Source organism: Rhizobium sp. 01T437 (assembly GCF_056398505.1).
In genome coordinates, this window is the sequence record NZ_JBFTPM010000004.1 from 344,490 (window position 1) to 363,388 (window position 18,899).

Annotated in this window: 21 protein-coding genes; 13 read left to right on the forward strand and 8 right to left on the reverse strand. The window is 59.1% G+C overall.

Annotated features, from left to right (window positions below; genetic code table 11):
• Positions 1–12 precede the first annotated feature (12 nt).
• Positions 13–1,509 carry a lysine--tRNA ligase gene (lysS, locus tag AC1DM5_RS10220; RefSeq protein WP_477818157.1) on the forward strand — a complete coding sequence of 499 codons (1,497 nt, stop codon included), beginning with the start codon at positions 13–15 and terminating at the stop codon, positions 1,507–1,509.
• Positions 1,510–1,579: 70 nt separating this feature from the next.
• Here the strand turns inward: lysS and AC1DM5_RS10225 are convergent, their stop codons facing one another.
• Positions 1,580–2,332 (reverse strand): SDR family NAD(P)-dependent oxidoreductase, encoded by a 753-nt coding sequence (locus tag AC1DM5_RS10225; protein WP_477818156.1) that lies wholly within the window; start codon positions 2,330–2,332, stop codon positions 1,580–1,582.
• A gap of 132 nt (positions 2,333–2,464) precedes the next feature.
• Here AC1DM5_RS10225 and AC1DM5_RS10230 point away from each other — a divergent pair, with 132 nt between their 5' ends.
• Positions 2,465–3,355: an AraC family transcriptional regulator gene (locus AC1DM5_RS10230; RefSeq protein ID WP_477818155.1), complete on the forward strand. Its 891-nt coding sequence runs from the start codon at positions 2,465–2,467 to the stop codon at positions 3,353–3,355.
• 5 nt (positions 3,356–3,360) lie between these two features.
• Here the strand turns inward: AC1DM5_RS10230 and AC1DM5_RS10235 are convergent, their stop codons facing one another.
• Positions 3,361–4,056 carry a hypothetical protein gene (locus AC1DM5_RS10235; protein ID WP_477818154.1) on the reverse strand — a complete coding sequence of 232 codons (696 nt, stop codon included), beginning with the start codon at positions 4,054–4,056 and terminating at the stop codon, positions 3,361–3,363.
• Positions 4,057–4,235: 179 nt separating this feature from the next.
• On the opposite strand from AC1DM5_RS10235, the gene AC1DM5_RS10240 reads away from it, so the two are divergent.
• From AC1DM5_RS10240 to AC1DM5_RS10270, 7 genes are all read left to right on the forward strand, one after another.
• The gene (locus AC1DM5_RS10240; RefSeq protein WP_477818153.1) at positions 4,236–5,144 is read left to right on the forward strand and encodes a LysR family transcriptional regulator; all 909 of its coding nucleotides are present in this window, start codon (positions 4,236–4,238) and stop codon (positions 5,142–5,144) included.
• Between the two features lie 120 nt (positions 5,145–5,264).
• Entirely contained in the window at positions 5,265–6,425 is a 1,161-nt protein-coding gene (locus tag AC1DM5_RS10245) for an ABC transporter substrate-binding protein (protein WP_477818152.1), read from the forward strand.
• Positions 6,426–6,638: 213 nt separating this feature from the next.
• Entirely contained in the window at positions 6,639–7,625 is a 987-nt protein-coding gene (locus AC1DM5_RS10250) for an ABC transporter ATP-binding protein (RefSeq protein WP_477818151.1), read from the forward strand.
• Positions 7,622–8,584, forward strand: coding sequence for an ABC transporter permease (locus tag AC1DM5_RS10255; RefSeq protein ID WP_477818150.1), 963 nt, complete (start codon positions 7,622–7,624; stop codon positions 8,582–8,584). Before AC1DM5_RS10250 ends, AC1DM5_RS10255 begins: the two co-directional genes overlap by 4 nt.
• Positions 8,574–9,389 carry an ABC transporter permease gene (locus AC1DM5_RS10260; RefSeq protein ID WP_477818149.1) on the forward strand — a complete coding sequence of 272 codons (816 nt, stop codon included), beginning with the start codon at positions 8,574–8,576 and terminating at the stop codon, positions 9,387–9,389. The genes AC1DM5_RS10255 and AC1DM5_RS10260 overlap by 11 nt, the downstream gene beginning before the upstream one ends.
• Positions 9,390–9,450: 61 nt before the next feature.
• Positions 9,451–10,878, forward strand: coding sequence for a gamma-aminobutyraldehyde dehydrogenase (locus AC1DM5_RS10265; protein WP_477818148.1), 1,428 nt, complete (start codon positions 9,451–9,453; stop codon positions 10,876–10,878).
• Positions 10,879–11,063: 185 nt separating this feature from the next.
• Entirely contained in the window at positions 11,064–12,170 is a 1,107-nt protein-coding gene (locus AC1DM5_RS10270; RefSeq protein ID WP_477818147.1) for a helix-turn-helix transcriptional regulator, read from the forward strand.
• Positions 12,171–12,177: 7 nt separating this feature from the next.
• Here AC1DM5_RS10270 and AC1DM5_RS10275 read toward each other — a convergent pair whose 3' ends face one another.
• Positions 12,178–12,798: a YjbE family putative metal transport protein gene (locus tag AC1DM5_RS10275; protein ID WP_477818146.1), complete on the reverse strand. Its 621-nt coding sequence runs from the start codon at positions 12,796–12,798 to the stop codon at positions 12,178–12,180.
• A 184-nt stretch (positions 12,799–12,982) separates the two neighbouring features.
• On the opposite strand from AC1DM5_RS10275, the gene AC1DM5_RS10280 reads away from it, so the two are divergent.
• Complete coding sequence (locus tag AC1DM5_RS10280; RefSeq protein WP_477818145.1) at positions 12,983–13,156, forward strand: DUF1328 domain-containing protein; 174 nt, start codon at positions 12,983–12,985, stop codon at positions 13,154–13,156.
• Positions 13,157–13,208: 52 nt separating this feature from the next.
• Here the strand turns inward: AC1DM5_RS10280 and AC1DM5_RS10285 are convergent, their stop codons facing one another.
• Genes AC1DM5_RS10285 through AC1DM5_RS10295 form a run of 3 tightly spaced genes read right to left on the reverse strand, consistent with a single transcriptional unit; the run spans position 13,209 to position 15,173 of the window.
• Positions 13,209–13,655, reverse strand: a complete 447-nt coding sequence (locus AC1DM5_RS10285; RefSeq protein WP_477818392.1) for a DoxX family protein — start codon at positions 13,653–13,655, stop codon at positions 13,209–13,211.
• 59 nt (positions 13,656–13,714) lie between these two features.
• Complete coding sequence (locus AC1DM5_RS10290) at positions 13,715–14,179, reverse strand: tetratricopeptide repeat protein (RefSeq protein ID WP_477818144.1); 465 nt, start codon at positions 14,177–14,179, stop codon at positions 13,715–13,717.
• Between the two features lie 19 nt (positions 14,180–14,198).
• Positions 14,199–15,173, reverse strand: coding sequence for an MBL fold metallo-hydrolase (locus AC1DM5_RS10295; protein ID WP_477818143.1), 975 nt, complete (start codon positions 15,171–15,173; stop codon positions 14,199–14,201).
• Between AC1DM5_RS10295 and AC1DM5_RS10300 the strand changes: the two genes are divergently transcribed.
• The 3 genes from AC1DM5_RS10300 (at position 15,163) to AC1DM5_RS10310 (ending at position 17,021) form a co-directional block, all read left to right on the forward strand.
• Positions 15,163–15,381, forward strand: coding sequence for a hypothetical protein (locus AC1DM5_RS10300; RefSeq protein ID WP_477818142.1), 219 nt, complete (start codon positions 15,163–15,165; stop codon positions 15,379–15,381). The genes AC1DM5_RS10295 and AC1DM5_RS10300 overlap by 11 nt on opposite strands.
• Positions 15,382–15,468: 87 nt before the next feature.
• Complete coding sequence (locus tag AC1DM5_RS10305) at positions 15,469–16,224, forward strand: sigma-70 family RNA polymerase sigma factor (RefSeq protein ID WP_477818141.1); 756 nt, start codon at positions 15,469–15,471, stop codon at positions 16,222–16,224.
• Positions 16,221–17,021 carry an anti-sigma factor family protein gene (locus AC1DM5_RS10310; RefSeq protein ID WP_477818140.1) on the forward strand — a complete coding sequence of 267 codons (801 nt, stop codon included), beginning with the start codon at positions 16,221–16,223 and terminating at the stop codon, positions 17,019–17,021. The genes AC1DM5_RS10305 and AC1DM5_RS10310 overlap by 4 nt, the downstream gene beginning before the upstream one ends.
• Here the strand turns inward: AC1DM5_RS10310 and AC1DM5_RS10315 are convergent.
• Entirely contained in the window at positions 17,018–17,686 is a 669-nt protein-coding gene (locus AC1DM5_RS10315; RefSeq protein ID WP_477818139.1) for a DUF1345 domain-containing protein, read from the reverse strand. The two genes, AC1DM5_RS10310 and AC1DM5_RS10315, sit on opposite strands and share 4 nt — an antisense overlap.
• A gap of 97 nt (positions 17,687–17,783) precedes the next feature.
• Entirely contained in the window at positions 17,784–18,749 is a 966-nt protein-coding gene (tal, locus tag AC1DM5_RS10320) for a transaldolase (protein WP_477818138.1), read from the reverse strand.
• Positions 18,750–18,899: the final 150 nt, after the last annotated feature.

Consider the following 18,899-nt stretch of genomic DNA (forward strand, 5'->3'; position numbering starts at 1 on the left):
AGGATTTCGACAATGGCTGACAACAAGACCGAAAGCACCCTTTCTTCCGATGCAACGGAAGTGCGCGCCCAGAAGCTGAAGCTGCTGCGCGAGCAGATCGGCGACGTCTATCCGGCGCATTTCCACCGCACGCTGACCAATGCCGAGCTAGCTGCGAAATACGAGAACCTGGAACCCGACGTCGAGACACAGGATGTCGTGACGGTTGCCGGCCGCGTCTACTCGTCGCGCAACTCCGGCATGTTCATGGACATCCACGATGCCGGCGGCAAGATCCAGATTTTCAGTCACAAGGACACGACCCCGGAAGAAGCGCGTGCGCTTCTGCCGATGATCGACATCGGCGACATCATCGGCGTCACCGGCATCGTGCGCCGCACCAAGCGTGGTGAACTGACGATCAATGCCCAGAAGATCGAGATGCTGACGAAGTCGCTGCTGCCGATGCCCGAAAAGTGGCACGGCTTGTCCGACATCGAGCTGCGCTACCGTAAGCGCCACCTTGACATCATGACTAACGAGGAATCGAAGCTGCGCTTCCAGCAGCGTTCGAAAATCCTCTCCGGCATCCGCCGCTTCATGGAAAATGACGGCTTCATGGAAGTCGAAACGCCGATGCTGCATTCGGTCTATGGCGGTGCTACCGCCGAGCCGTTCAAGACGCATCACAACACGCTGAAGCTCGACATGTATCTGCGCATCGCGCCGGAACTGTTCCTGAAGCGCACGCTGGTTTCGGGCCTCACCGACAAGGTCTTCGAGATCAACCGTAACTTCCGCAATGAAGGCGTCTCCACCCGGCACAATCCGGAATTCACCATGATGGAGTGCTACTGGGCCTATGCCGATTACGAGGACATCATGGACCTCGTCGAGCGGCTGTTCGAGAGCCTGGCGCTCGCCATTCACGGCACGACCGAATTCCCCTTCGGCGACAAGACCATGTCCTTCAAGGGGCCGTTCAAGCGCGTCCCAATGCCTGATGCCGTCAAGGAAGTGACGGGCATCGACTTCCTGGCGATCAAGACCGATGAGGAAGCCCGCGCCGCAGCCGAGGCTGCCGGCTTCGAAGTCGAGAAGGACTGGACCTGGGGCGAATGCCTCGCCTTCATCTTCGAAGAGAAGGTCGAGCAGACGCTGATTCAGCCCTCGCACGTCACGCATTTCCCGAAGGACATCTCACCCTTCGCCAAGGAAGTGCCGGGCGAGCCGCGCCTGGTCGAACGTTTCGAGACCTATTGCAATGCCTGGGAACTCGGCAACGCCTTCTCGGAACTCAACGATCCGGAAGAGCAGCGCCGCCGCATGGTCGAGCAGCTCGAACAGGCCCATGCCCGCGGTGAAAAGGAAAAGCAGCTGGACGAGGAATTCCTCGATGCGATCGACCAGGGCATGCCGCCCGCCGGCGGTCTCGGCATCGGTGTCGATCGCCTGATCATGCTACTGACCAACGCACCGTCGATCCGCGACGTCATCCTCTTCCCAGCCCGCCGCAACAAGGCCGACTGAGAAACGGATTCTTCAGATGAAAAAGCGGAGCGCCCGAAAGGACGCTCCGTTTTGTTTTGAAGCCCTTCCCTCAGATCATGTAACCGCCACCGACTTCGATCGTCTGCGCGTTGACCCAAGCCGCATCGTCGGAAGCTAGCATGGCGATGACCCGGCCGACATCTTCGGCTTCGCCGATACGGCCAAGCGCTGTCTGTGAAGCGAGCAGCGCGGCAAATTCCGGATTTTTGTCCAGCGCAGCGTCGGCGAGGTTGGTGCGGATAGCGCCGGGCGAAATGGCGTTGGCGCGAATCCTGCGGCCACCGAATTCCTTCGCCTGATAGCGGGTCAGCGTTTCAAGTCCGGACTTGAGTGCTGCATAGGGCGCAACACCGGCCGTTGCGACGCGCACGGAAGCGCTCGTCACGTTCAGGATCACGCCGCCATCCGCCATCAGCGGTAAAAGTGCCTGCGTCAGGAAGAACGGTCCCTTCAGATGGACATTCGTGAGAGCGTCGAACTGTTCCTTGGTCACCGTCTCCATGAGATTGAAAATGCCGAAACCGGCATTGTTGACGAGGCAGTCGAAATCGCCGCGACCCCAATAGGTAGAGAGCAGTCGTTTGACCTCTTCCACAAAGATCGGGAAACTGTCGGCATCGCCGACATCGAGGGCAAGCGCCACGGCCTGGCCGCCTTCCGCCTTGATCTCGGCAACGACCTCGTCCGCACCAGGCTTGTAGCTGTTATAGGTGAGGACGACACCCATGCCTCGCCTTGCACATTCCTGCGCCGCCGACTGACCGATGCCCCGGCTGCCGCCGGTGATGATTGCAATTTTCATCTCTATCTCCTTTGCTTTGACAGCCGGAAGCTATGGGAAACAGCCGATCTGCGCTCCGCCGGAAACTGCCTCGTTCTTGCCTAATCCTGCTTTTGCCTTGCGCTCCGTTCCACCCTGGTCCAGAATTTCGTCATGCAAACAATGCTCGAAGAGATGCGCCGCTTGACGGCTCATGCCGAAAACCGGCCGACGGAAACCGGCATACCCGGCATTCTTATGGTCAAAGGGGAGATCCCCGAACACAAGCTCGGCGCCGTCTACGAACCGATGGTCAACCTGATCCTGGACGGCAGGAAGACTTTGACGATCGCCGGCCAGGACTACTGTTACGATCCCACCAGCTATTTCGTGATCTCGATCGATATGCCCGCAACCGGCACAGTCCAGCAGGCAGGTCCAGACAGGCCCTATGTCGGCGTTAGTCTGTCGCTTGATCCGGCAAGGGTCACAGCCCTTCTCATGGACCTTCCACCACAGTCCTATCGGGACGGGCAAAGCGGCGGCTATTCGGTCTGCCGCATGACCTCGGAACTCCTGAACGCATGGCTACGAATGCTGCAGCTCATGGAACGCCCGCAGGATATCCCTGCCCTTGCCCCGGCCTACGAGCGTGAAATCCTCTATCGTGTTCTGCAGGGACCGCAAGGCTGGATGTTGCACGATATCGCAGCACCCGACAGTGCCCTGGCGCGGATAAAGCTCGCCATCCGCTGGGTTCGCGAGCACTACGCCGAAGCGATCGAGGTCGAAAGGCTCGCTGCCCTCGCCTCCATGAGCGTCTCGGCCTTTCACCGCCATTTCAAAGCCGTGACGGCGATGAGCCCGATCCAATTCCAGAAGCGTATTCGTCTGCTGCAGGCCCGCCAGCTTCTGATTGCCCAATCCGGAAACGCATCGTCTGTCGCCTATGCCGTAGGCTATGAAAGCGCCTCGCAATTTACCAGGGAATATGCGCGCTTCTTCGGCCGGCCACCGGGGCGCGATATATCCTTGATAAGGGAAAGCATCAGGCCCGCGGCCTGATCGGCTTAATGTCCGCTCTTGGCCGGGGGTTCCTCTGCCGGAGTGGCTGCATCCTTTGCAGCCTGCTCTTCAGCAGACGGTTCCTTGGGCTCCTTGGCCGCCGGCTTGCTCTCTTTCTTGGTGGAAGCAACGGCAACCGGATCGATGCAATCGGCTGGATCCTTGAGGCTCGCATTCAGCGCTGCGATCCGATCGTCCGGCAATTCGATGCGCTCGCCATAGAAGAGGCCCTGCTCGCTCGCCTTGCCGTCATAATAACGGGCCGTATAGGGCTTGTCGTCGAGCCCTTCGACCATCTTGTCGGGATGCGCAATATAGACCACATCGGCACCGATCGCCCGGCCGCGAATATCCGAGCGCAAGGTCGGACCATTCTCGTCGAGGACAACGACCTGCACGAGGTCGGGCTTCTGTGCTTCATAGACCGCCTGGGCGACACGCAACGCCGTCTTGATGCGCGTCATGCCGTCAACAGGTTCGGTCTTGATGTACTTGCGGACCCAGACGTGATCCTGCTTCTTGATCGTCACCAGATTGACGTCGGTGCAGGCCACGCCATCGGCGGATTCCTCATCACCGAGCAGCCTGTCTTTACCGACATAAACCGCAGCACCGCCGGAAACGCCCGCTAACAGGGCGCTACCACCGATGATCAAAGCCAATTTCCGGGAAGGCCGGAATATGCGCAGTAAGGCCTTCACGCCAACTGCTCCGCCATCTGAAAACTCCAACGCAATACAAGTGACTGTGAAGCTAGGGAAATGACGTTTCCGAATCTTTAAGTGGACCGTCCGACTTTGTCTCGAATTGAATAAATACCAAAAAAGGTCCAGCCATTCGCAAGCTTGCCAGATCGCTCGAGCACGTGCTCTAAAATGCCATGGCCTTCACGCTTCGCCAGATTCAATATTTCGTCGCCGTTGCCGAACAGGGTTCGGTCACGCGCGCCGCGCAGAACCTGTCGATCTCCCAATCCTCGATAACGGAGGCGCTGAAGGAACTCGAAAACGACCTTGGAGTTGTGCTGTTCGATCGACACCCGCGGGGATTGTCAGTCACCCACAACGGCCATCAGTTCCTGCGGCACGCCACGAAAATCCTGGCAACGGTCTCCGACGCCCGCACCAGCTTTTCCGGCCAGGAGAACATACCCTCCGGCACGCTCAATATCGGCGTCACCTCGCTCGTTGCGGGCTATGTGCTTTCGGATCTGCTGGCACGCTATCGCCGCGCCTGTCCAGGTGTGGAGGTCAGCGCCATCGAGGACAATGGCAGTTACGTTGAGCATCTGCTGGTCGGTGGCGAGCTGGATGTCGCCGTCATGGTGATTTCAAATCTGCGTGATCGAATGGCCCTGCAGGCCGAAATCCTGGAAACCTCACCCTATCGCCTGTGGCTGCCGATGGGGCATCCGCTGGTTTCGGCGGATATCATCTCAATTGCCGACATCGCCCGCGAGCCTCTGATCATGCTGACAGTGGATGAAATCGAGGAGAATACCGGCAAGCTGCTGACCGCACTCGGCGCCCGCCCGCATGTCGCCTTCCGCACCCGCTCGGTTGAAGCCGTGCGCAGCCTGGTTGCGACCGGCGCCGGCGTCGCGCTGCTGCCCGATCTCGTCTACCGCCCCTGGTCGCTGGAAGGTGACCGCATAGAGAGCCGCGATGTTTCGGGCGCCCTGCCCGTCGTGCAGGTCGGTATGGTCTGGCGCAAGGGCTCCAGCCTGCCGCAGGCGGCACGCGATTTCGTGGCCATCGCCGAGAACATGCGATCGGGAAGATCCCGCTAGATATCGGAATTTCCGATATCGCCTTTCTGATAAATGAATTTGCGAAACCGGCCTTTCCGCGTCACCCTTTCTTCCGGGAACAAAACGCCGCAAAAGCGGCACCGAACCGGGAGACAGACGATGAAGCATCTTCTGAAATCGTGCACTGCTGCGCTCGCGAGTCTGAGCTTCGTGACACAGGTTGTCGCTGCCGAACCGCTGAAGACACTGGGCAAGGGGGAAGGCGCCGTCAGTATCGTCGCCTGGGCTGGCTATATCGAGCGTGGCGATACCGACAAGAATTACGACTGGGTCACTGACTTCGAGAAGGAAACCGGCTGCAAGGTTTCCGTAAAGACCGCTGCCACCTCCGATGAAATGGTGGCGCTGATGAACGAAGGCGGTTTCGACCTCGTCACCGCCTCAGGCGACGCATCCCTCCGCCTCGTTGCCGGTAAACGCGTCCAGCCGATCAACACCGACCTCATCCCGAGCTTCAAGACTGTCGACGAGCGCCTGCAGAATGCGCCCTGGAATACAGTGAACGGCGTCCACTATGGGGTGCCCTATCTCTGGGGGCCGAACGTGCTGATGTATAATACCGACACCTTCAAGGATAAGGCGCCGACGAGCTGGAACATCGTCTTCGACGAACAGAACCTGCCGGATGGTAAGTCCAACAAGGGCCGCGTGCAGGCCTATGACGGCCCGATCTACATCGCCGATGCCGCTCTGTATCTGATGGCGCACAAGCCCGATCTCGGCATCAAGGACCCCTATGAGCTCAACGAGGACCAGTACAAGGCCGCTCTCGACCTGCTGCGCGGCCAGCGCAAGATCGTCTCGCGCTACTGGCATGATGCGATGATCCAGGTCGACGACTTCAAGAACGAAGGTGTTGTCGCCTCCGGTTCCTGGCCGTTCCAGGTCAACCTGCTGCAGGCCGACAAACAGAAGATCGCCTCCACCTTCCCCGAGGAAGGTGTGACCGGTTGGGCCGACACGACCATGCTGCACGCCGACAGCGAACATCCGAACTGCGCCTATATGTGGATGGAACATTCGCTGAAGGCCAAGGTCCAGGGTGATGCTGCCGCCTGGTTCGGCGCTGTGCCATCCGTTCCGGCCGCCTGCAAGGGCAATGAACTGCTGACCGATGCCGGCTGCAACACCAACGGTTATGATCACTTCGACAAGATCAAGTTCTGGAAAACGCCGGTCGCCAAATGCGCAAGCGAGAGCGAATGCGTGCCCTATCATCGCTGGGTATCGGATTATATCGGCGTGATCGGCGGGCGGTAACGCCAAGCCGGTTCACGTAAACAAAGTCCCCTCCCCAACCCCTCCCCACAAGGGGGAGGGACCAGAGTGGCGCCGCCGCATTCCTGCCGAAACGCCGAAATGTTTGAGCGTGGGCGCGGCAGATTAAGCCCCTCCCCCTTGTGGGGAGGGGTTTGGGGCAGGGTCTTTTTGAAGATCAAAGCCTCTCTCAGATAATACAGCTCCGGAGCCCCCATGACGTCCGCCGTCCGTTTCCAGAAGGTCTCTCGCCATTTCGGTGCGGTGCGCGCCGTCGATGGCGTCGATCTCGAAATCGTACCAGGCGAGTTCTTCGCCATGCTCGGCCCGTCCGGTTCCGGCAAGACCACCTGCCTGCGGCTGGTTGCAGGCTTCGAACAGCCGACATCGGGACATATCGAAATCTTCGGCGAAACCGCCGAAGGCATCCCGCCCTATCGCCGCAACGTCAACACCGTCTTTCAGGATTACGCGCTCTTTCCGCATCTCGATATCCTCGACAACGTCGCCTACGGACTGATGGTCAAAGGCGTCGGCAAAGCAGAGCGGATCAAAGAGGCTGAAAGGACGCTGGAACTGGTGAAACTGCCGGGCTATGGCAGCCGCCGCCCCGGCCAGCTTTCCGGCGGCCAGCGGCAGCGCGTAGCGCTCGCCCGCGCCCTGGTCAACAAACCCCGCGTGCTTCTTCTGGACGAGCCGCTCGGCGCTCTGGATCTGAAGCTGCGCGAGCAGATGCAGGAAGAGCTGAAGAGCCTGCAGCGCGCCCTCGGCATCACCTTCATCTTCGTCACCCACGATCAGGGGGAAGCGCTCTCCATGGCGGACCGCGTTGCGGTCTTCAACAATGGCGGCATCGTCCAGCAGGGCACGCCGCAGGATATCTACCGCCGTCCGAAGACCCGCTTCGTCGCCGATTTCGTCGGCTCGTCGAATGTCATTTCCCCTGACGTCATGACGGCTCTTGGCGGCGAGAAGCGCTGGGCGAGCCTGCGTCCCGAGGCAATTCACCTCGCCACCGACGGCGTCGAAGCCAGGGTCGAGAATGCCAGCTTCCTCGGCGCGGCGACCCGGCTTACCGTCGATATCAGGGGATCGCGCCTGCATGTCATGCTGCCGGCCGGCAGCGACATCCCCGATATCGGCACCGCCATCCGCCTCGTGTGGCAACAGGGCGACGTGCATTACATGGATGATGCGGCATGACGGCTCTGGCGATAATCAAGGCGGAAACCTCGATCCTGCCGCGCCGCGGCGGTTTCTTCGGCCGCCTGTCGGATAGCTTCTGGCGTCAGCCGAAACTGCTTCTCTTCCTAATGCTGACGCCGCCGCTGCTCTGGCTCGGCATCATCTATATCGGCTCGCTGATCGCGCTGCTGTTGCAGAGTTTCTTCTCGATCGATGATTTCTCGGGAATGGTGAACCACGAATTCACCCTCGATACCTATGCCCAGCTCCTGAACCCTGGCAATTTCGACATCATCGTCAGAACCATCCTGATGGCGGCGCTGGTGACGGTGGCCTCCTCGGTCATCGCCTTCCCGATTGCCTATTACGCCGCCCGCTATGCGCAAGGAAAATGGAAGGCCCTGTTTTACCTTGGTGTCATGCTGCCGCTCTGGTCGAGCTATCTCGTCAAGATCTATGCCTGGAAGCTGATCCTCGCCAAGGAAGGCATCCTCACCTGGCTCTTCGACAAGCTCTATCTTTCCTGGCTGCTCGACGGCGTCCTCGCTTTGCCTGTTGTCGGCGGCAATTCGCTCTCCGTCAGCTACCTCGGCACGTTCATCGTCTTCGTCTATATCTGGCTGCCCTATATGATACTGCCGACGCAGGCAGCGCTTGAGCGCGTGCCCGGCAACCTCATCGAAGCATCCGCCGATCTCGGCGCAACGCCGCGCCAGACATTCCGCACCGTGCTTTTCCCGCTGGCGCTGCCCGGCATCGTCGCCGGTTCGATCTTCACCTTCTCGCTAACCCTGGGCGACTACATCATCCCGCAGATCATAGGCTCCTCACGCCTCTTCATCGGTCAGGCCGTCTACGCACAGCAGGGAACTGCCGGCAACGTGCCGCTCGCCGCCGCCTTCTCCGTCGTGCCGATCGTCATCATGGCGATCTACCTCGGGCTCGCCAAACGCATGGGAGCCTTCGATGCGCTCTGACCGCGGACAGAAATCACCCCTCGTCCTGAAGATCGCAGCGGCCGGCGGCCTGCTCTTCCTGCATCTGCCGATCCTGCTGATCTTCATCTATGCCTTCACGACCGAGGAGAAGAGCTATCAGTGGCCGCCACCCGGCCTGACGCTGCAATGGTTCGGCATCGCCTGGAATCGGCCGGATGTCTGGTCGGCACTTGGCCTCTCCCTGCAGGTTGCCTGTATCGCGACCGTGATTGCGCTGATCCTCGGTACGCTTTGCGCGGCCGCCGTCAGCCAGACGAAATTCTTCGGCCGCGAGGCGATCTCACTGCTCGTCATCCTGCCGATCGCCCTTCCCGGCATCATCACCGGCATCGCGCTGCGCTCCGCCTTCAGCCTGTTCGACATACCCTTCTCGGTCTGGACGATCGTGCTCGGCCATGCCACCTTCTGCGTGGTTGTCGTCTACAACAACGCCGTCGCCCGCTTCCGGCGCACGTCAGGCTCCCTGATCGAAGCCTCGATGGATCTCGGCGCCGACGGCTTCCAGACCTTCCGCCATGTCATCCTGCCGAATATCGGCACAGCGCTTCTGGCCGGCGGCATGCTCGCCTTCGCCCTGTCCTTCGACGAGGTCATCGTCACCACCTTCACCGGCGGCCAGCAATCCACCCTGCCGATCTGGATGCTCGAAGAGCTGATCCGTCCGCGCCAGCGCCCGGTCACCAATGTGGTCGCGATGGTCGTCGTGCTCGTCACCTTCCTGCCGATCCTGGCGGCCTATTACCTCACGCGCGACGGCGACCAGATCGCCGGCGCCGGCAAATAACCCGCAGTGGGACGCGGAGCCCCTTCCGCTCCCACTCGATCAACCACAAGGGAGAACGCCCATGGACACGCAAATGCTGATCGGTTCCCGCTTCGAGACCGGTACGGAAACGGAAGAGCACATCCTGAACCCGAAAACGGGTGAGACCGTGCTGAACCTTGCCGAAGCCTCGCTCGGCCAGATCGATGCCGCCGTGGATGCGGCCGAGAAGGCCTTTGTCGCCTGGTCGCAGACGACGCCATCCGAACGCTCCGCCTATCTATTGAAAATCGCCGATGCCATCGAAAAGGACGCGCAGGGCTTCGCCACGCTCGAGGCGCTGAACTGCGGCAAACCGATCAATGCCGTGCTGAATGACGAAATCCCGGCCATTGTCGATTGCTATCGCTTCTTTGCCGGTGCGGTGCGTAATCTGCACGGACCGGTCGCCGGCGAATATCTTCCCGGACACACCTCGATGGTCCGCCGTGACCCGATCGGCATTGTCAGCTCGATTGCGCCCTGGAACTATCCATTGATGATGATGGCCTGGAAGCTGGCGCCCGCCATCGCCGGCGGCAATACCGTCGTCTTCAAGCCGTCTGAACAGACGCCGCTGACGGCGCTCAAGATGGCAAAGCTCCTTTCCGATATTCTCCCCGAGGGCGTGGTCAATGTCATCCTCGGCCGCGGCGAGAGTGTTGGCAACACGCTGATCAACCATCCGAAAATCAATATGGTGTCGATCACCGGCGACATCGCGACCGGCAAGAAGGTGCTGCAGGCTGCCGCCAAGACCGTCAAGCGCACCCATCTGGAACTTGGCGGCAAGGCACCGGTCATTGTCTTCGACGACGCCGATATCGATGCCGTCGTCGCCGGGATCCGTACCTTCGGTTACTACAATGCCGGTCAGGACTGCACCGCCGCCTGCCGCGTCTATGCCGATGCGAAGGTTTACGACAATTTCGTCGCTGATCTGACCTCCGCTGTTTCCAGCATCCGTTTCAACCAGACCAATGACACCGAGAACGAAATCGGACCGCTGATTTCCAAGCGCCAGCGCGATCGTGTCGAAAGCTTCGTCACCCGCGCCGCCGAACACAAGCACATGGAAATCACCACCGGCGGCAAGGTCTCTGGTGACAAGGGCTTCTTCTTCGCGCCAACGGTTATCGCAGGCGCCACGCAGGAAGATGAAATCGTCCGCCGTGAAGTTTTCGGCCCCGTCGTCTCCGTTACCCGCTTCACCGATGTCGAGGATGCGGTGAACTGGGCAAACGACAGCGATTACGGCCTCGCCTCCTCCGTCTGGACCAAGGATGTCGGCCGCGGCATGAAGACTGCTGCTCGCCTGCAATATGGCTGTACCTGGATTAATACGCATTTCATGCTGGTCAATGAAATGCCGCACGGTGGCCTGAAACAATCAGGCTACGGCAAGGACATGTCTGTCTACGCCCTTGAAGACTATACGGCAGTCCGCCATGTGATGATCAATCACGGATAGTTGAACAGAAGCGTCTTAATCTTCTTCAAAAGTCACTGCCGCCATCAGTGACTTTTGTCACTTTGTCACAATACAACTGCAGATACTATTTCTGAACGTGGAATTGCCGTTTCGCTATATATGGCAACCCGCGATAAACGTGGTTCTTCACTGGATCAAAGAAATCGGTCAGGCATTACTTACCCATGGCGACGCGCATCGACATCTCCGAGCTCGAAACGGCCCTGGACGGATTGCTGGAATCCGCTCTGGTACCGGCAAGCTGGGAGCGCACGCTGGAGCAGATCAGCCGCGCCACCGGTTCCACCGGCACGCATATCATGCCGGTGCGCGGGAAATTCCCCTCCGGCTTCCTGAGCACACCGAATCTGCTGGAGGCCTTCCAGGTCTATTTTGACGAAGAATGGTACAAGCGCGACTTCCGCGAACGCGGCCTGGCGGTTGCGATGGCCAAGGGGGTCATCATTGAACACGACATCGCCGGCGATGAGGAGTTCAACCATCAGATCTTCTATACGGAGTTCCTGGCCCGCTTCGGCTTCCGCTATTCCGCCATGGTGGGCTTCACCTCCGGCGATACGATGCTGAGCCTCAACCTGCAGCGCCGCATTCAAGACCAGCCTTTCGATCGCGATGACGAGCGCCTGCTGATAAAGATGCAGTCGAAACTGACGGCCGCCGCCGAGATCATTCGCGCGCTGCATGTCGCCAAGATCGACAGCATGAGCGAGGCCTTTGAGTTCGCTGGCACTGCCGTGGTCTTCTTCGATCGTTTTGGCCGCATCACCCGGCTGAACCAGCGGGCGGAAATGCTGCTCGATGGCAATATCCGGATTGTCGATCGGGAGCTTACGGCTCTCAGTCAGGAAGAGACGGGGCTTCTGCGCCGCCATCTACAGGCGATCCTTTCGAAGGAGCCTTTCACCAATCCGGCCGTCTCCACGCCGGTTCTGTTTTCCCGCCCGGGAAAGGCGCCGCTGATAATCCGTGCCCAGCGGCTGAACGGAGTACCGGCCGAACTCTTCTCGCATTCCGCCGCCGTCGCCATCATCACGGATCTCTCCGAACGTGCGGCCCCGAGCCGCGATCTGCTGCGCCGGCTCTTTTCGCTCACTCCTCAGGAAACGACGGTAGCGCGCCTGCTGATGGATGGTTCGTCGCCACGCCAGATCGCCGAAATATCCGGCCTGACTTATGAGACGACGCGCGGCTACGTGAAGAAGGTTCTCGCCAAGACTGGCACACAGCGCCAGTCCCAGCTTATCTCCCTGCTCTCAAGCCTGAAAATCTAGACCCGTTTTAGGCCTGACCATAGAGCGCAAGCAGCTCAATGCCGCCTTCCCATATCATGTCGAGCGCCACATAGACGATGATGGCAAGGCCGATCCAGCCGATCCAGCGGAAGCGGTTGAGCAGCTTTGCCACAAAGTTGGATGCGACACCCATCAGGATGACGGAAAGGATGAGACCGAAGATCAAGGCATTCATGTTCGACTTCGCAGCACCGGCAACGGCCAGGACGTTGTCGAGCGACATGGAAAGATCCGCAAAGATGATCTGGCCGATCGCCTGACGAAAAAGCTTCGGCTTGTGAGCGTGACGTCCGGCTTCCTCGCCGGTCTCTTCGTCGTCCACCTCGCGCAATTCCCTAAACATCGTCCAGCAGATCCACAGAAGCAGCAGACCTCCGACGAGATTGATGCCCTTGATGACGAGCAACTGCGCGGCAATGACGGCGAAAACGATGCGGATAACGGCGGCTGCGGCAATGCCGATTACGATCGCCTTCCCGCGCAGCTCGGTGGAAAGGCCTGCAGCTGCCATGCCGATGACGACCACATTATCCCCTGACAGGATGATGTTGATCATGATGACTTCGAGGTAGGCGGAAGTGACCTGGGGGTCCAGAAAAGCGTGCATGGAGGGTGGCTTTCGTCGATGGGGCAAATCGATGATGATCCCTTCAAACAGATCGAGACACCTTTGAAAAGTCCGTGCAGGCCAGAGCGGTATGCCCTTAAGGAACGGCGTTCCATTTTCAACGATTTGGAACAAAATCAGCTTTGGCGCGTCTTCTTCCGGCAATCACGGAAGGAAGATATCCATGTTAAAATGGGCTCTGATATTTCTGGTAATTTCGATCGTCGCCGGCTTTTTCGGCTTCTCAGGCATCTCCGCGGCGACCACGACGATCGCCCGTGTGCTCTTCGGAATTTTCCTCGTTGTCTTCCTGATCTTCCTCATCCTGGCCTTGATGGCAGGACAGGCGATCTTCTAGCCACGGGGCTATGAACGACGACGACGACGGCAGCAGCTTCAAGACAAGTTCACTACAGCACCGCCGTCAGCCAGGGATGCATTCCCTTCATCTGCCTTTTCATGAAATTGTCGATAGACACCGATCCTGCACCCGAAACCGCAAGCACGAACATGCCGCCGGCAATTGCGAGATCCTTCTCGAAATGCAGCAGCTCATTCTGACTCGCGAAGTTGGTGTGGAACAGAAAAGCCGTCGCGAGGCAGAACAACCCCAGGGCCACCGCACCGAGCCGGCTAAGGAAACCGGCAGCAATAGAAAGGCCGGCACCGAGCTGCAGAGCAATGACGGCAAACGTCACCAGCGCCGGCAGGCCAAGCTTTTCGAAGGTAGCAAGCGTCGCGGTGATGTCTGAGATGAGCGACGAGCCCTCATGCAGGAAGATCAGGGATAGGAGAAGCCTACCCAGAAGAAGAATGAGATCGGCCAGCCGAGGCCGGATTGCAGCGTTTTCCATCATATCCTCCACTTTATCAGGAGCAGGCAGCGAACCACCTGCTCCCGCCGTTGATGTGTCGGTCACTTACCGCCCTTTGCGGTGATGGCTCCCTGAAGGTCTTCGAGTTCCTCGCAGCCGCCGGGGCAAAGCTGTTTAAGGACTGCCACCTGCTCCTCAGCCTTCGCCATATCGCCGGTCTCGACATAGAGTTCGCCGAGATATTCGCGTGCCGCCTTATGATTGGGCTGAAGCTCCAGCGCCTTGGTATAATAGGTCAGCGACGTCAGGTAATCACCGGTCTTGCGCAGCGTGAACCCCATCAGATTGTAGACGTCCGCCTGCTGATTATCTTCGGCAAGATCGCGAAGCTCCGCAAGTGCGCCGGCATAGTCCTTGGCGTCGATCTTGGCCCGCACCGAAGTCAGGTCCGGAGCGTCAGTCGACTCCATGTTGTCGACGGCGAAGGCTGGAAATGTGGTGACCGCGGAAAAGCCGGCGGAAATGGCGCAAGCCCAGATGAATCCCAGAATTGCATACTTCATCATTGTAACCTCCTCCGGCCTTTCAGGCCTGGATTGTTGGGGTGAAGGCATAGGCGCTTCCGTCCTTGACGAAGGTGCCCGAGCCGGGAAACGGGAAGTGCGAGCCGCAGATCGCGATATTGTCGGCAATGACGCGATCGATGAGACGGCGGCGCGTGTCGATGGCCGTCGGCCCATCCTGGTCGTAGCTGCCCTGCCATTCGGGATGCGGGGCAAGCAGCGCCGGCACATACATGATGTCGGCGGAGACGAGCAGTTGCTTGTTGCCGGAGGTGACAAGGTAGGTTGAGTGGCCGGGCGTGTGGCCCGGCGCTGAAAGCAGCCTGATGCCGGGAGCAACCTCGGCCCCGTCATCCACCAGCTTCCAGTTCTTCCATGTCGGGAAGACGGCGGCGATGCGCTTGCCGGCCGGCTTCCGACCTTCGGCGAGCTTCTCGACGCGACCCGGTGCCGTCCACCAGTTATATTCGGCAGCATTGACGATGAGCTCGGCATTCGGGAAGACCGGATTGTTCGTTCCCTTTTCCATCAGGCCCCAGACATGGTCCGGATGGAAATGCGAGATCATGATCATATCGATCTTCTTATAATCGATACCGGCCGCCGCCATATTCGCCGGCAGATGTGTGGCATTTTCCTGCCATTGACCGACGCCCGAGCCGGCATCCATCATGATCAGCCGGCCGCTGACTTTCAAAACGACCACCGTCAGCGGGATCGGCATGAATTCTGTCGTCAGCCCTGCCTTGGAAAGCGCCTCTTTGGTATCCTCGATCGAGGCGTTCTTGATGAATGCAGGATCATGCGGTTTTTTCCAGATGCCGTCATAGATCGCCGTGACCTCGATATCGCCGACCTTGTATTTATAGAAGCCGACCGTCGGTTCCAACGGTGTCGCGGCAAGTGCCGGCATAACGAATTCGAGCTTCGATGACAGGCCGAATGCAGCCGCAGCAGCGGCCGATCCCAGGACGGCGCGACGTGACATGGTAAACATGAATATGCCTCCTCTTGTTGATGGCATTTCGACTGGCGAAGACTGCAATTCATCTGACGCCCTCGCTGACGAACTAGATCGCCAGCGGGGCGCTGTTATTCCCGACCCGAACGATATTTTCGACAATCCATTGAAAATGCTCTGTTATTTTAACGGCGCACATCTTTCGTACCGCCGCGTGCAAATAAACCGGCGCTATTTGGAATAAAATCGCGCGCCGATCGGTCTAGACTGCAAGGGACCCGCATGTGACCGCGGCTCTCGCGTGCAATCGGCTGCTGTTGAAGCAGGGAAGATGATGACAAACGCTCAGATCACCTATCCCGTCGGATCGATCGACTGGATGCTGCTGCTCAATCGGCCGCTGCCGGAGACACGCATTCGAACATCAGCGCTGGCAACGCTTTTGGCGGGCGCTGTGCGGCTGTTCCACCTTATGGCAGCTGAAAAATCGGCCGACAGCCGTATCGCGTCGAAGGACGATGCGACCGCGCAGCGTGAATTCATGCAGCGCTTCCAGCACGTGATCGTTCCGCACCTGGACGCGGCCTATAATTTCGCCCGCTTCCTCAGCCGCGATGCCGAGGCCGCGCAAGATATCGTCCAGGAAGCGTTCCTGCGCGCCTACCGAAATTTTGAGACCTATCGCGGCGGCGATCCGCGTTCCTGGCTCTTTGCGATCGTCAGAAACTGCTGCCACGTCTGGCGCCAGCAGGATCGTCGCAAGACACATTTCGAGCGGCATCTTGACGATACCGGTGGTGCCGACCCCGATGAGGATGAAGGCTACCAGATCGCTTCGGAAGAAGATTCTCCGGAGACGGCGATGATCCGGGCAAGCGAACAGCAGCGTGTACGATCCATCATCAGCAAGCTTCCGGAAACGATGCGGGAGATCCTTGTCTTACGTGAACTCGAAGATCTCTCCTATCGGCAGATCGCCGAAATCATCGATGCACCGATCGGCACCGTGATGTCGCGCCTTGCGAGAGCCCGACGCGAATTCGCCGACATCTGGGATGCATGCAACAAGAGCGAGGCGGCAGGATGAGTGAGACCCATCAGAAAAGCTGCCCCGAATGGCGCATCATGCTGCATGGTTTTATCGACGGCGAACTCGACTCCGTTCATGCAGCACAGTTCGAGGATCATCTGGCGGCCTGCGAAAATTGCCGGGCGGAGATGGAAGGGGTCGCTGCCGTGAGGAAGATCATCGATCAGGATGGCGTGCGATGGAGAGCACCGGAGGCCCTGCGTTCACAGGTGCTTTCCATGCTGTCTTTCGAACAGACGGCGGCGATCTCCAGCCTGCCGGTGCCACGCCAAGCGCCTTTCTGGCGCCGCACTTTCGACTTCATCCGGCAATGGAGCTTCGTACCGTCCTTGGCGGTGCTCGCGGCAAGCGGTTTTCTGTTCGTCAATGCACCGTCACAGACCCTGGTCCTGCAGGACGAGATCATGGCAAGCCATGTTCGATCCATGATGGCCGATCATCTGACCGACGTCCTGACTTCGGATCAGCACACGGTAAAGCCCTGGTTCAATGGCAAGATCGATTTTTCGCCGCCCGTCAGCGATCTCGCCAAGGACGGCTTCCCGCTGGTCGGCGGCCGTGTCGATTATATCGGCGGCCGCGCCGTCGCCGCTCTCGTCTACAGACGCCATGGCCATGTCATCAACCTGTTCATTTGGCCTGCGGCTTCAGGTGCCCAGACGACAACGGAGCACGACGGCTACAACATGGTGCAATGGTCGGATGGCGGACTGACGTTCTGGGCGATTTCGGATGTCGCCTCGGGTGACCTTGCGGAGTTCGAGAGCTTCTTCCGGTCTGCAGCAAGACTCTAAAGCAGGCTTGCGCCAACATTGATCGCAAGTGCCAGAATGGTGGTGTTGAACAGGAACGAGAGCAGCGCATGCAGCAGGGTGAACTTGCGCATCGTCGTCGAGGTCACTGCTACATCGGCCGTCTGCGCCGCGACACCGATTGTGAAGGAGAAATAGAGGAAGTCCCAATAAGCGGGCTCCTCGATTCCATCAGGGAATTTAAGCCCTTCGCACTTATCCGAACCGCCATAGAAATAATGGGCATAATGGATCGTGAAAAGCGTGTGCAGGAAAAACCAGGAGATCAGGATAGTTAGGATCGCCGCAGCCGCACGCCACAGCGCGACATCTGCCGGTGCATCCTTGATCGAATGAAGCTCGATGCCGATTCCGGCAATGCTGGCGAGAGCCGCTGCAATCGATAGGAAGAGCAGGAAAGTATCGGAAAAATCGAGATCTTCGGATCGCTTCTTGATGCTTTCAACGGTCGCCCGAAGCATCTTGCGCCAGCTCAGCCCGATGAAGAAGATCGCCGAGGCATTCCAGCCGAACAGGATGTTGCTGGCGCTGACCTCCCGCGAAGTCAGCAGTAGAAAGACGATGAAACCGCCGAGCACCGAAAGGAAGAAGCTTGCATGCTTGTAGACAAGCGAGACCAGCGAATTTCCGTCATCCTCGTCAGCCACCACGATACTCCTGCCTCTATGCCCTTGATATCAACATGAAAAAGGCGCGGATGCCAGCGGCACCCGCGCCTTTCATCAAAGTTCGGCTTGCGCAGCCTTACGCAGCAGCGAGCTGCAGCTCCTTGCGGACCTGGCTGCGCAGCGTGCCGAGATCCTTTGCGAATGCGCGAATGCCTTCTGCGAGCTTTTCAGTCGCCATGGCATCCTCGTTCATCATCCAGCGGAAGGTCTTCTCGTCGACCGTGATCTTCGGCTCAGCCTTCTTGGTTTCCGGTGACAACTTACGCTCGAGCTTGCCCTGATCGTTGGACAGTTCGTCGAGCAGGTTCGGAGCGATCGTCAGGCGATCGCAACCGGCCAGCGCTTCGATTTCGCCGGTGTTGCGGAAGGAGGCGCCCATGACGACGGTCTTGATGTCATTTGCCTTGTAGTAGTTGTAGATGTCGCGAACGGACAGAACGCCCGGATCTTCTTCGGCAGTGAAATCCTTGCCGGTCGACTTCTTGTACCAGTCGAGGATACGGCCGACGAAGGGCGAGATCAGGAATACGCCGGCGTCAGCGCAGGCAATTGCCTGAGCCTTCGAGAAGAGCAGCGTCAGATTGCAATCGATGCCTTCCTTCTGCAGGACTTCCGCTGCGCGAATGCCTTCCCAGGTGGAAGCGAGCTTGATGAGGATGCGATCCTTCTCGATACCGCGCTCCTTGTAGGCCGCAATGATGCTGCGTGCCTTCTTTAGAGACGCTTCCGTATCGAAGGAGAGATCGGCATCGACTTCGGTCGAAACGCGGCCGGGAACGAGCTTTACGAGGGCAGCACCTACGGAGATGGCAAGGCGATCGGCAACGGCTGCGGCCGCAGCATCGGCATCACCGCCGAGCTTCTTGCCCCAGGCGATCGCTTCCTTCATGTCGTCGGCAAACATGTCGGTGCCGAGCGCCTTGAGAACGATGGAAGGGTTGGTCGTGCAATCAACCGGCTTCAGGCGAGCAACAGCCTGGATATCGCCGGTGTCGGCGACGACGGTTGTGATCTCGCGGAGTTGGTCAAGCTTGGATGTCATGGTCAAATTCCTTTGTGAACTTGGGCTGCGGACCGGCGCGAGTTCCGCCCGGCAAAGAGGTGATCTAAGGACAGATGGTTTGCATGCAGCAGGCGAATAGTCGCGCGTCCGTCACGGATGATTCATAAACGTGAGAGACACTGGCGGTGT